The organism is Pukyongia salina (genome assembly GCF_002966125.1).
GTDB classification, from domain to species: Bacteria; Bacteroidota; Bacteroidia; order Flavobacteriales; family Flavobacteriaceae; genus Pukyongia; species Pukyongia salina.
In genome coordinates, this window is record NZ_CP027062.1 from 2,032,320 (window position 1) to 2,044,674 (window position 12,355).

General features: G+C 40.9%; 15 protein-coding genes and 1 tRNA gene. 9 read left to right on the forward strand and 7 right to left on the reverse strand.

From position 1 onward, the window contains the following. Positions 1-5: 5 nt before the first annotated feature. Positions 6-842, forward strand: a complete 837-nt coding sequence (prmA, locus tag C5O00_RS09205) for a 50S ribosomal protein L11 methyltransferase (RefSeq protein ID WP_105216583.1) — start codon at positions 6-8, stop codon at positions 840-842. A 7-nt stretch (positions 843-849) separates the two neighbouring features. Next, positions 850-1,125: an ATP-dependent Clp protease adaptor ClpS gene (locus C5O00_RS09210; RefSeq protein ID WP_105216584.1), complete on the forward strand. Its 276-nt coding sequence runs from the start codon at positions 850-852 to the stop codon at positions 1,123-1,125. A gap of 424 nt (positions 1,126-1,549) precedes the next feature. On the opposite strand, the gene C5O00_RS09215 is transcribed toward C5O00_RS09210, so the two are convergent. From C5O00_RS09215 to C5O00_RS09230, 4 genes are all read right to left on the reverse strand, one after another. After that, positions 1,550-1,623 (reverse strand) — tRNA-Arg (locus tag C5O00_RS09215). Beyond that, the gene (locus tag C5O00_RS09220) at positions 1,605-1,853 is read right to left on the reverse strand and encodes a GIY-YIG nuclease family protein (protein WP_105216585.1); all 249 of its coding nucleotides are present in this window, start codon (positions 1,851-1,853) and stop codon (positions 1,605-1,607) included. The genes C5O00_RS09215 and C5O00_RS09220 overlap by 19 nt, the downstream gene beginning before the upstream one ends. Positions 1,854-1,860: 7 nt before the next feature. Continuing rightward, on the reverse strand, positions 1,861-2,160 hold the full coding sequence (locus tag C5O00_RS09225; protein WP_105216586.1) for a GIY-YIG nuclease family protein: 300 nt from the start codon (positions 2,158-2,160) through the stop codon (positions 1,861-1,863). Positions 2,161-2,167: 7 nt separating this feature from the next. Then, positions 2,168-2,467: a GIY-YIG nuclease family protein gene (locus tag C5O00_RS09230; protein WP_105216587.1), complete on the reverse strand. Its 300-nt coding sequence runs from the start codon at positions 2,465-2,467 to the stop codon at positions 2,168-2,170. A 179-nt stretch (positions 2,468-2,646) separates the two neighbouring features. Between C5O00_RS09230 and C5O00_RS09235 the strand changes: the two genes are divergently transcribed. After that, a complete protein-coding gene (locus C5O00_RS09235; RefSeq protein WP_105217624.1) occupies positions 2,647-3,162 on the forward strand; it encodes an adenine phosphoribosyltransferase in 516 nt (171 codons plus the stop codon). On the opposite strand, the gene C5O00_RS09240 is transcribed toward C5O00_RS09235, so the two are convergent. The 3 genes from C5O00_RS09240 to C5O00_RS09250 form a co-directional block, all read right to left on the reverse strand. After that, positions 3,159-3,311 (reverse strand): SsrA-binding protein, encoded by a 153-nt coding sequence (locus C5O00_RS09240; RefSeq protein WP_105216588.1) that lies wholly within the window; start codon positions 3,309-3,311, stop codon positions 3,159-3,161. The genes C5O00_RS09235 and C5O00_RS09240 overlap by 4 nt on opposite strands. Positions 3,312-3,374: 63 nt before the next feature. Continuing rightward, positions 3,375-5,333 carry a M56 family metallopeptidase gene (locus tag C5O00_RS09245; RefSeq protein WP_105216589.1) on the reverse strand — a complete coding sequence of 653 codons (1,959 nt, stop codon included), beginning with the start codon at positions 5,331-5,333 and terminating at the stop codon, positions 3,375-3,377. Between the two features lies 1 nt (position 5,334). Next, complete coding sequence (locus tag C5O00_RS09250; protein ID WP_105216590.1) at positions 5,335-5,691, reverse strand: BlaI/MecI/CopY family transcriptional regulator; 357 nt, start codon at positions 5,689-5,691, stop codon at positions 5,335-5,337. A gap of 158 nt (positions 5,692-5,849) precedes the next feature. Between C5O00_RS09250 and C5O00_RS09255 the strand changes: the two genes are divergently transcribed. The 6 genes from C5O00_RS09255 to C5O00_RS09280 all read left to right on the forward strand — a co-directional run bounded on the left by C5O00_RS09255 (position 5,850) and on the right by C5O00_RS09280 (position 12,350). After that, positions 5,850-6,803, forward strand: coding sequence for a calcium/sodium antiporter (locus C5O00_RS09255; protein ID WP_105216591.1), 954 nt, complete (start codon positions 5,850-5,852; stop codon positions 6,801-6,803). A 170-nt stretch (positions 6,804-6,973) separates the two neighbouring features. Further along, on the forward strand, positions 6,974-9,160 hold the full coding sequence (locus C5O00_RS09260; protein ID WP_105216592.1) for a glutamine synthetase III family protein: 2,187 nt from the start codon (positions 6,974-6,976) through the stop codon (positions 9,158-9,160). A gap of 531 nt (positions 9,161-9,691) precedes the next feature. Next, positions 9,692-10,519, forward strand: a complete 828-nt coding sequence (locus tag C5O00_RS09265) for a hypothetical protein (RefSeq protein ID WP_105216593.1) — start codon at positions 9,692-9,694, stop codon at positions 10,517-10,519. 143 nt (positions 10,520-10,662) lie between these two features. After that, on the forward strand, positions 10,663-11,193 hold the full coding sequence (locus C5O00_RS09270) for a hypothetical protein (protein WP_158676816.1): 531 nt from the start codon (positions 10,663-10,665) through the stop codon (positions 11,191-11,193). Then, positions 11,193-11,969, forward strand: coding sequence for a CsgE family curli-type amyloid fiber assembly protein (locus C5O00_RS09275; protein WP_105216595.1), 777 nt, complete (start codon positions 11,193-11,195; stop codon positions 11,967-11,969). The genes C5O00_RS09270 and C5O00_RS09275 overlap by 1 nt, the downstream gene beginning before the upstream one ends. Before the next feature lie 6 nt (positions 11,970-11,975). Then, on the forward strand, positions 11,976-12,350 hold the full coding sequence (locus tag C5O00_RS09280) for a curli assembly protein CsgF (RefSeq protein WP_105216596.1): 375 nt from the start codon (positions 11,976-11,978) through the stop codon (positions 12,348-12,350). The last annotated feature ends 5 nt before the right edge of the window (positions 12,351-12,355 follow it).

A 12,355-nucleotide genomic window follows, 5' to 3' on the forward strand; every position in this document is an offset into this window, starting at 1 on the left:
CATACATGGCCCAGACCTACATAGAATATAAGTTTAGTGTTTTACCATTGCAGCCGGGAAGTGAGATACTTATCGCCCAGTTAGGTGAACTAGGCTTCGAGAGTTTTGTTGAGACGGATGAAGGGGTGGACGCTTACATTCTGAAGGACAAGTGGGAGCCAGAGAAGCTGGAGGGAGTTCAGCTTTTAAATAATGAGGAATTCATTATTGGCTACACCTCCCGGATCATAGAACAGGTAAACTGGAACGAAGAGTGGGAGCGAAATTTCGAGCCTATTGAAGTTTCAGAGCAATGTGTGGTTCGCGCTCCTTTCCATAGTACTTTCCATGTAAGCTACGAGATCATCATAGAACCAAAAATGTCTTTCGGGACGGGACACCATGAAACCACTCATATGATGCTGGAATACCTGTTAGAGGCTGATATGCAAGGCAAAACAGTGCTGGATATGGGGTGCGGTACGGCTGTGCTGGCCATACTGGCCGAGATGCGCGGGGCCGGGGATGTGGATGCTATCGATATAGATGCCTGGTGTGTGGAGAATTCGGGAGAGAATATAAGCAGGAACAATTGCAGGAATATCAAAGTAGCTTTAGGCGATTCGACAGTGATAGATTCAGTAAAAAAATACGATGTGGTGATCGCAAACATCAACAGGAATGTTTTGCTGAAAGATATCGGGATCTATGCGGATATACTTAAAGAAGACGGGATGTTGTTGCTTAGCGGTTTTTATTTAGAAGACCTCGAGATCATCCGGAAAAGCTGTGTTACCCACGGGTTAAAATATGTTAATAACAAGCTTCGGAATAATTGGGTTGCCGTAAAATTTGTAAATTAGCTTTGTTATGAGTACCCGCGAAAAACACGAAGAAGAAGTACTTCTTGCCGTAAAAGAAGGCATAGAAAACCAGATCGTTTTGTACAATGATGAGGTAAATACCTTCGATCATGTTATCGAAATGCTCATCCATGCCTGCGATCACACCCCGGAACAAGCCGAGCAATGTTCGCTTATTGTTCATTACAAAGGTAAGTGTACGGTAAAAACCGGCCCTTTTGAAGACCTTAAACCTCGTTGCACCCTTTTACTCAATGCCGGACTTTCGGCTGAAATTGTATAGGGGGAATTGCTTCATTCTATAAAAATTATAAACCCACCACCTAAGAGGTGAGATTTTACAGGCAAATGTTTCTTTGAGTTCCTTACTCTAAATGAAAAGCAACAAACCTGCGGTGTGCTCTTTATTACAGTAAACCGTTTTACACGCAACACACAGGATTACCTTCGGTGTTCCTAACAAAGCTCCGCTTTGAAATTAGTTCAAACAAAAAAACGCTCAAGCAAGCTTGGCGTTTTTTCTAATTGAACTAATTATTCGTGACCTCGGCAGGATTACCTTCGGTGTTCCTTTGAACTCCATAGTCTAAATGAAAAGCAACAAACCTGCGGTTTGTGATTTTTTTATTTTCAATACGATTCCAGAGCAAGCTCTGATCTCATTCAAATAAAAAAGCTCACTGGAAAGTGAGCTTTTCATTCTTAAGTGACCTCGGCAGGATTCAAACCTGCAACCTTCTGAGCCGTAATCAGATGCGCTATTCAGTTGCGCCACGAGGCCTTTTTTATATATTCCCTACCCTGACCACTTTTCAGGAACTTTTCTCTTGAAAGAGCTCCCTCCTTATTATCAAATGCCTCTACGAAGAGGATTTCATAGGGTCGGTAAGGTTTAGTTGATCGATTCTTTCCTGCGTTATGCTCACGCAATCGCCTGGGGACATTTGTTGAAAAACCAACATAATGCTTTTCGATCATTGTACTTTTAAGAACGTAAACATAATATTTCATATGTTTCTCAGATGCGCCCCGCCATAGGCGGGCTCGTATTCAGCCTGTCCGCCTCAGGCGGATTGCGCCACGAGGCCTTTTTTATATATTCCCTACCCTGACCACTTTTCAGGAACTTTTCTCTTGAAAGAGCTCCCTCCTTATTATCAAATGCCTCTATGAAGAGGATTTCATAGGGTCGGTAAGGTTTAGTTGATCGATTCTTTCCTGCGTTATGCTCACGCAATCGCCTGGGGACATTTGTTGAAAAACCAACATAATGCTTTTCGATCATTGTACTTTTAAGAACGTAAACATAATATTTCATATGTTTCTCAGATGCGCCCCGCCATAGGCGGGCTCGTATTCAGCCTGTCCGCCTCAGGCGGATTGCGCCACGAGGCCTTTTTTATATATTCCCTACCCTGACCACTTTTCAGGAACTTTTCTCTTGAAAGAGCTCCCTCCTTATTATCAAATGCCTCTATGAAGAGGATTTCATAGGGTCGGTAAGGTTTAGTTGATCGATTCTTTCCCGCGTTATGCTCACGCAATCGCCTGGGGACATTTGTTGAAAAACCAACATAATGCTTTTCGATCACTGTACTTTTAAGAACGTAAACATAATATTTCATATGTTTCTCAGATGCGCCCCGCCATAGGCGGGCTCGTATTCAGCCTGTCCGCCTCAGGCGGATTGCGCCACGAGGCCTTTTTTATTCCTCAGATAGTTTGCAAAATTACGCCCTATTCTGTAGGGGTGCAAATATATTTCTTTTTACCTTTAACGACAAAGCACTTTTTCAAAAAAAACATGATCGATATAGAATCCTTGATCCGGGATATCCCGGACTTTCCCAAACCCGGAGTGGTATTTAAAGATATCACCCCACTGCTCATGGACGCGAAGGCCATTGCTTACTGTACAGAAGAGCTGGCAAATCTTACCGAAAGGCAGCACGTAGATAAAGTAGTTGGGATAGAATCCAGGGGTTTCTTTTTCGCTACCCTGCTTGCTAAAGAGCTCAACGCTGGTTTCGTTCCACTACGCAAAGCGGGTAAATTACCCTACCATACCTTAAAAGAACCTTACCTGCTGGAATATGGTATGGATTCGCTGGAAATACATGAGGATGCTATTTCTAAAGGGGATAAGGTGGTGCTTCACGACGATGTACTGGCAACCGGGGGAACTGCGCAGGCGGCCTGTAAACTCATTGAAAAACTGGGTGGGGAGATCGTACAATGTAATTTCCTGATCGAATTGTCTTTCCTTCGGGGTTCCGATAAGATTAGAAGACACGACATACGGTCGCTGTTAACGTATTAATCCAACGCATTTTTTGTTACCCAAAGTCGGTACCCGAAGATGGCAAGCTGTAGTTTTGTCGCCTTGGTAAGATCCAATCGCCTTTTGGAATAACTGGGCAAAATTGCCTTATTGAGTTTTGCAAGCAGCTTGAAAATATGCTTTTTCATATCTTAAAAATACAAATAAAAATCCCGCCGAAAGGCGGGATAAACACTTCAACACCGGAAGTACTACTGAATATCAATGAGAAGATCGTCAATAGGTTTACCATCATCCGCCTGAGCAGAGATCGTTTGTTTACTTCCTTTATTGTTGTCTACAGTAATACGAATACTCGTGATCTCGCCATTGGCATTTCGCTTTAATTTACTGTATTTAAAATCCACACCCTTGGCGCCCAGCTTGGATTTCATTTTCTCTAAACTGGCATCAGTGGTGTTCTTATCGATCCTTATGTGGTGGTCGCTGTCACTTAGCATGAGTTTTCCCGATTTACCTTTACCCGAGCTTACAACGAAAATATTATCCTCGGCCTCATTGCTTCCAGAACCGGCAATTTTATAGGTTTTTACGATCTCTTCTTCATCCTCGTCATCGAACAGACCACCGTCATCGTCGTCACTTTCTATGATAACCGACTTGCGCTTTTCTCTCAACCGGTCTTTCATTTCTCTTCGTTTTTTTGTCATTTCATCACGTATCACATCACGCTCTTCTCTAATCTCTTCCCGCATTCTATCCCGGTCTTCTCTTACTTTTTCTATCTCACGCCTGCGCATATCCGACCTTTCCTTCATTCTTTCTGCACGGGCATAAGCTCTTTCGGCTCGTCTGGCTTCAACTTCTTCAGAATAGAATCCACTTTTCCCGTCTTCCTTGATATAGAAAACAAAATCCGCGATCGCCTCATCATCCGAAATAGAATAATTTCCATTACTGTCTTTACTGCTGTATTGAAAAGAAATAGAGGTGATCTCCTTGTTCTTGTTTCTTTTTACAGAATAACTAATTTCGACACCGTGATCCTTTTTTAGTTTACTCTTCATTTTCTCCAGTTCTGCATCGGTGGTGTTCTTGGTGATCTTGAACTCTATATCGCCGCCGGTGGTCACAGCAGGTATCCGGTTCGTTTCTTTTTCTTCGGAAATTTCGGCAATGGTTTCCTTCTGAAGGTTTTCGGTGTTACTGAAAGATTTTTCACTGGCCGCGATCTTGCCGGTTTCACGTTGTTTTTCAGAATTTATTTCTGAAGGATTTTCAGAATTCAACAAATTATCTGATACCGTTTCGGGTATAGACTCCGGGATAACCTCTTTGTAAGCGATCTCTTCCCGAATGTTGAAACTCCATAAAAAGATTGCTAGAAGCGGTAATACGGTAGCTACCTTGAGAACATGGTGCTTTTTTGATGTGCGTTTGTTTAACATAATGATTCGTTTTTTGATGAATGATTTATAAAAATTTGTTGTTAATGAGGGTGTATATCGAGCCGATGACGCTCTTACAAGGGCTAACTGATAGTCTTTTTTCGAATCTACAGAAATGATAGTGGCATTGTCTGCCAAAAACTCCAGGTTTTCCTCTACGCTTTTCTTGTACAACCAGGCCAGCGGATTCGCCCATTGGATAATGATGAGCAGATTTGCAAGTATGATGTCTGTAGAATGCCACTGAAATGCGTGTGCCTGCTCATGCTTAAGTATCATTTGCAGTTCGTCCTCCTGGTGTAATTCGGGATTGAAAACGATATAATTGAAAAAGGAGAACGGGGCCAGTTTTTTCGTTACCCGTACATAATTGAATCCCCTGTAGCGTTTAGAGGGATTATTATGGAGCAGGAGAATTAGCGAAGTTAGCTCACGTACAAACCTGAAGAAAACAAAACTACATCCTATAAGGTAGGACAACAGGAGTACATTCCACCAGTCGATCTCGAAACCGGGTTCGGCAATTACTGCAGAGGGTTGATGATCAACAGTACTCATAGTAACTTCTGAGATCACAGGTGGGTCTATATACACCGTTTGAGTGAAATAAAGTATTGGTAGCAGGAAGGAGGCAACAACCCCGGCAAGCAGATAGAACCTATGGGCTGTAAAATGAGTTTCTTTCCGAAGAAAAAGAATATAGATCACATAAAATAAGGTGAGGATGGCGGCCGACTTAAGCAAGTAGATGATAATTTCCATATTACTTCTTGTTTTCGATTATTTCAAGGATTTCTCGTAATTCTTCCGCACTGATCTTCTCTTCTTTAGCGAAAAAGGAAACCATACTTTTATAATTATTGTTGAAATACCGTTTCATGGCAAGATTCATAAAACGTTTGGTATATTCTTCTTTGGATACCAGCGGATAATACTGGTGGGTCTTACCATAGGCGTTGTATGCCACGTAGCCTTTCTCTTCCAGATTGCGAACAATAGTGGAAATGGTATTGTAATGTTGCTTCTCGGGTAGTTGGGCAAGGATGTCCTTAACAAAGCCTTTTTCCAGCTTCCATAAGGCCTGCATTACCTCTTCTTCTTTATTTGTTAATCGTTCCATACAACAAACATAAAACTATTTTTATAGTTATACAACTGTTTTTATAGTTATATAACTTAAATTTTAGTTAATTATTTTATTAAGGCTTCAATTTATTTACTTTGAAAGGTTACATCGGCGGTCGCTTTTTTTTATCTTCGCGGCATACCTTATTATATATGAGTATACTCTATATTTTAATCGGACTTGTCCTGCTTGTATTAGGTGGAGAATATCTGGTTCGATCTTCGGTGGCCCTTTCCTTTAAGTTAAATCTTTCCCGAATGGTGATAGGGTTAACTGTGGTTTCGTTTGCAACTTCAGCTCCCGAACTACTGGTAAGTGTAAATGCCGCTCTCGATGGTTATAGTGATATCTCCCTGGGGAATGTAATAGGATCCAACATTGCCAATATTGGTTTGGTAATGGGTATAACTGCGGTGATCGCCCCGCTGGTGATAGACCGAGATTTCTACAAGTTTAACTGGCCGGTAATGATGTTCTTATCGGTTGCCCTGTATGTGCTATTATCAACCGGGAATGAACTCGACAGGCTGGAAGGGGGGGTGTTTATTCTCTTACTACTTGTCTATCTCTTTTTATTAATAAGGAGGGCAAGGGGAGGAGGCCGGGCGAAAGCTTCACCTGAAGAAGTAGACGATACCTTAGCTGTAGTGTCTAACGTGAAGATCGTTTTGTGGTTGGTAATTGGCGGACTTGCATTATGGGGAGGAAGTGAGCTTCTGGTTAATGGTGCGGTTGATCTGGCTACCACGCTGGGTGTAAGTGAACGGGTAATAGCGGTTACTATGATCGCTGTAGGTACCAGTGTACCCGAACTAGCCGCTTCGGTGATCGCAGCCCTTAAAAAGGAGAAAGCCATTTCATTGGGGAACCTAATCGGTTCCAATATTTTCAACATTGCTTCGGTACTTGGGATCACGGCGGTTATTCAGCCTATTGCTGTAAAAAGTGAAGAAGTGCTAAGCAATGATATTTTCTGGATGATAGGGTTTGCTGCTGTTCTTATTCCGCTGGCATTCATTCCGAGAAAATATGAGATTGGACGCTATAAAGGGGTGATCATTGTTACTGCGTACGCCCTGTTTGTAAGCATGGCGTTTCTCAACTAATTATTCTTCTTTCCAAGCAACGAGTACATTTTTTTAATATAAAGTAAATTTTAGGGGGGTTATGAACACCTTAGTGTTAATTTTTAATAACTTTTATTAAAAAAAGAGGGGGGTCTCTGTTTAAAAAAGTTATTTTTGCCTCGTTCAACCCTAAAATTTACAGTACAATTATGTCTACACTACGATTTCGTGCGTTAAAAGAGACTTTTAATCGCAAACCGATAGCCGTCACAGAACCTGAAAGACGGTCTTCTATTTTTGGTGCCAACGTGTTCAACGAGCATGCAATGCGCCAGTACTTAACCAAAGATTCGTATAAAAGTGTAATGGATGCGATCGAAAATGGCAGCAAGATAGAGCGCGCCGTAGCAGATCATATTTCAACAGGAATGAAAGAGTGGGCCATCTCCAAAGGAGCCACTCACTATACACACTGGTTTCAACCTTTAACGGGCGCAACCGCAGAAAAGCACGATGCTTTTTTCGAAACTGTCGAGAATGGACAGGCTATCGAGAAATTTGGTGGCGGACAATTAGTACAACAAGAACCGGATGCATCCAGCTTCCCCAACGGAGGTATTCGAAATACCTTCGAAGCAAGGGGGTATACGGCTTGGGACCCTACTTCACCAGCCTTTATCTATGGAACCACCTTATGTATCCCCACTATCTTCGTAGCCTACACCGGAGAAGCGCTGGATAATAAAACTCCATTATTGAGATCGTTGCAAACTGTGGATAAGGCTGCAACAGCTGTGGCCAAGTACTTCGATAAAAACGTGACCAAGGTAAATGCAACTTTAGGTTGGGAGCAGGAATATTTCCTAATCGATAAGGCCTTGGCGGCATCCCGTCCGGATATACTTCTAGCCGGGAGAACCTTGCTAGGGCATGCATCGGCTAAGGGACAGCAACTGGACGACCATTATTTTGGTTCCATTCCAACACGTGTCCTTAATTATATGCGCGATCTTGAAACAGAGTGTATGTTATTAGGGGTGCCTGTGAAAACCAGGCATAATGAAGTTGCCCCAAACCAGTTCGAGCTTGCACCTATTTTTGAAGAAGCTAACCTGGCCGTAGATCACAACTCCCTGTTGATGGACGTAATGGACAAAGTAGCAGATCGTCATAATTTTATGGTGTTGTTTCATGAGAAACCATTTGCCGGAATCAACGGAAGTGGGAAACATAACAACTGGTCTCTTGCTACCAACACAGGTACCAACTTATTGAGCCCGGGAAGCACTCCCATGAAGAATCTTCAATTCTTAACCTTTTTTATAAACACCATAAAGGCGGTTCACGATTACGAAGAATTAATTCGAGCGGCTATCGCAAGTGCGAGTAACGATCACCGTTTGGGTGCCAATGAAGCACCACCCGCTATCATTTCGGTATTTATTGGTTCTCAGTTAACCGAAGTCCTGGATGAATTAGAGAAGGTTACGAACGGCAAGTTATCACCACAGGAGAAAACAGAACTTAAACTAAATGTTGTTGGGAAGATCCCGGAGATCCTTCTGGATAATACAGACCGAAACCGTACTTCTCCTTTTGCCTTTACAGGAAACAAGTTCGAACTTCGAGCGGTAGGTTCTATGGCCAACTGCGCTATGCCTATGACGGTACTTAACGCTATCGTAGCGCAGCAGCTTATCGAATTCAAGGAGAGTGTAGATGGCCTTATCAAGGACAAGAAGATGAAGAAGGATGACGCGATCTTTAACGTACTGAGAGAATATATAAAGAAGTCTAAGAAGATTAGATTTGAAGGAGATGGTTATGGCGAAGCCTGGGAAAAGGAAGCAGCCAAACGCGGACTTAGCAATAATAAAACCACTCCTCAGGCCTTGAAAGCGAATGTATCCAAGAAGGCGATAAAACTATATGAGGATCTGGACATCATGACCAAGGTAGAGATCGAAGCCCGTCATGAGATTCAGGTGGAAGAATATGCCATGCACATTCAGATTGAAGGTAGAGTGCTGGGAGATATCGCAAGAAATCACGTAATACCTACTGCAATTCGTTATCAGAATTTATTGATAGAGAACGTACAGGGGTTGAAGAATATCTACGGAAGCACTTTCAAGAAGTTTGCCGGTGAACAAATGCAGCTTATTGAGAGCATTAGTGAGCATATCGCACAGATCAACAAAGGAATTACAGATATGATTAATGAACGCAAGAAAGCAAACAAAATAGAGGATGCAGAAAAGCGGGCATTTGCATATTGTGATAAGGTGAAACCTTATTTCGATGAGATCCGTTACCACTGCGACAAGCTGGAGTTATTGGTAGATGATGAGATCTGGCCATTGACCAAATACCGTGAGCTGCTGTTCACACGATAATCTCTCCTATATATAAGGGTCGTTTTTAGTAAACGACCCTTATTTTTCGAAATCCTTTTCGATAAAATTTCTTTAACAAAATTTTAACATTCTCTGGAATTGAAATTATCTTCCAGTTGGACGTTCATTTTGTGTTTCTTGTCTGTAAACTTTCTCCTACAAAGTAGGAAAAGGACTACAAGGTACTGATTTACAGAAATATACGTATATACTCGTATTTCATATTCAATTTATAAGTGTGATATTTGGTCTAAGTTAAATGATAAAATACTCTCCTCCATTCTTTATCGTTTGACTGAAAAAACAAACCAATAAGTATTGAGCCCCCGAATCTCACTTATGAATTATCTCCTAAAAGTTCTGGTTTTGACAAAGTAGAAAGTTACGTAAAAGTTCTTTCACTTTCTATCCCTAAATGAATTAACGTAAGTAATACGTTGTATTAACTTCTGCGTTGAAGTTATCGACTAATATTACATTGACATTTTGAATTACTATTAATCAATATATAACCTCTAAATTTTTTTAATTATGAAAAAAGTAGTTTTGAGTGCAGTAGCACTTTTATTTGCAACAGTTGGTTTCGCCCAATTTAATGACAGTGATGTCCTACAAGTAGGTATCCTTAACAGTTCCGATGTAGATCAAACTGGATTTATGAACGATTCTGACGTATTCCAATTAGGTTTTGCTAACGATTCTGAAGTTGACCAAATAGGTCTTTTCAACGGATCTGATGTAGATCAAAGAGGAATCCTTAACGAATCTGACGTATTACAAGTTGGATTGGCTAACTATTCTGAAGTTGACCAAAGAGGTCGCCGTAACGTATCTAACGTAGATCAAGCTGGTGCCGGAAACGATTCCGACAACTACCAACTAGGTCGTCGTAACGATGCTAACGTTTACCAAAGAGGACTTCTTAACGAGTCTGACATTTCTCAGTATGGTCGTCGTAACGACGCCGATGCTATCCAGATTGGAGCTTTCAACAAAGCTGAAGCTCTTCAAGAAGGAAGAAGAAATGACTCTTATGCTCTTCAAATTGGTGGAGGAAACTATGCAGGTGTACACCAGCTAGGAAGAAGAAATACTTCTACTACTCTTCAATTTGGTTTCGTAAACTGGGCTGTTACAGATCAGCACGGAAGAAACAACGATTCTGACCTTCTTCAATTAGGAGTTGGAAACGGAAGCTGGACTGAGCAGTATGGACGTTGGAATGACTCTGATGTACTACAAGTTGGACTTTACAACTTTAGCTACACTCATCAGCATGGTCTTGGACACATGAGTACTGTTGTTCAATTAGGAGCTGGAAACAGTTCTATAGTTAACCAACACAACGGTGGACTATAAGATTTTTTAGTGAGTAAGAGGGTTGTAAAAAACCCTCTTACTCATTATCTATTGTTCATAATTATATTGAACAAGCATTTTTATTGACTATCAAAATTACTACCTTCAAAGTAAGGTAACAGCATAAACCTAACTAAGTTAAAATGAACCTTTGTAATCGCATATACCTTATTGCGCTCATTACTTTCTCTTCAGTCAGTGTCGCCATGGGTCAAACATATAAGAATGTGGAGATTACCCCAAGGAGTGTATCCGGCAGCAGTGCCGAACAGCTCAGTCTTTATACTTCTCAATTTTTAAAAACCAATACACCTTCAAATAACTCTGTATCGAATGCAGTTTTTATTCGACAGGTTGGTAATAACAATAAATTTACTTCCGAAGTAAAATCGGTTTACAGTAATATATCAGCTTTTCAGCAAGGAAACAATAACGAAGCATATGTTGGCCTTGAAGCAGTTGGTGTGGACGAATTAATTCTCCAGCGTGGCAATAATAATATTTTCTATGATATTGGTTCAGGGACAAAATTTTTCCATCGTGGCCAGGTTACCCAAACAGGGACTAACCAACGGTTACTTATACTTGGCGAAAATACCTTGTCTGATAGGATGAAGATAAACATGCAGGGAAGTAATCAAACTGTAATTGTTAGGAATATAAAGCGACAGTAATGTTCAAAAAACCATACATACACTATTGTATGCTGGCTTTTTTGATCTTTTTTGCTAATTCTGGTGTTGCTCAAGTTTATAATACCGAAATCGCAGCTGAGATCATTTTAGACCGCAATTCGGAATTCGTGGATATTACCGGTTCTGGATATAATAAGTCTCAAATTAGCAGGAGTCTTAATTATATTCTAAACGTATACAAATCAGACGACTTCGGCAATGTCTCCAACAATGAGCAGAACGGGCGCTTTGTACTTCAGCCCGGCGAAAAGAAAAGACTTTCCACTACTACAATAAATATAGACGATGGTAATAAGGTGATCATCTTATTACGCATCTACGATCTGGAAAATAATCTTCTGGGAAAAGATCGAATTGTTCTTAACGATGATTCCGGTGATAAGAAGATCGTGTTAAAACCACAAGAAAATACCGATGTCCGAACAGAATTCGCCAAAAGTGATGGCGTCGAACTAAGAGGAATCGTGCTTGAAGATACCAAGACCAAACCAGGCAGGGATTTTTATTCACAATATTATTCCGGTTACTTGGCTGCAAATATTGATGGCCCAAAGATCGTGACCATTAAAGAAGTATTGGCTATAGCTAATAATACTAAAATTGAAGTAAGGATAGATGAAGAGGTGATTATGGAATTTTTCATAAGACCGCAGAATGACTATATTAGTGGGATGGTGGAGATTGCCTTGCGTAGAACCCTTGCTTATTTCGACGACCTCGAAAAACAAAAGGATATTGTTAAACAGTATAAATAATTGATCATGAGACACCTAATACTCATCTTATTTCTATCTTTAGGTACATACGGGTTTGCACAACAGCTTACTTATACTCCTAAGAATCCTGCTTTTGGTGGAGATCCCTTTAATTATACCTGGCTGCTAAACTCGGCAAATGCACAGAATCCTTTTAGTGATAATTCCCTGGGAATCGACGGATTTGGTGATCTTACGGGTTTCGATTCATTATTAAATAATCAATTCAATAATCAATTCGGCGGTGGGACACCTCCATTAGGAACTTCCCGCAGTGGTAATTTTGAATACGAAGTCTTCGAATCTACAGAAGGACTGGTAATAAATATTCTAGACATCACAACCGGGGAACAGACCCAGGTGATCGTTCCAAACGGATAACATAT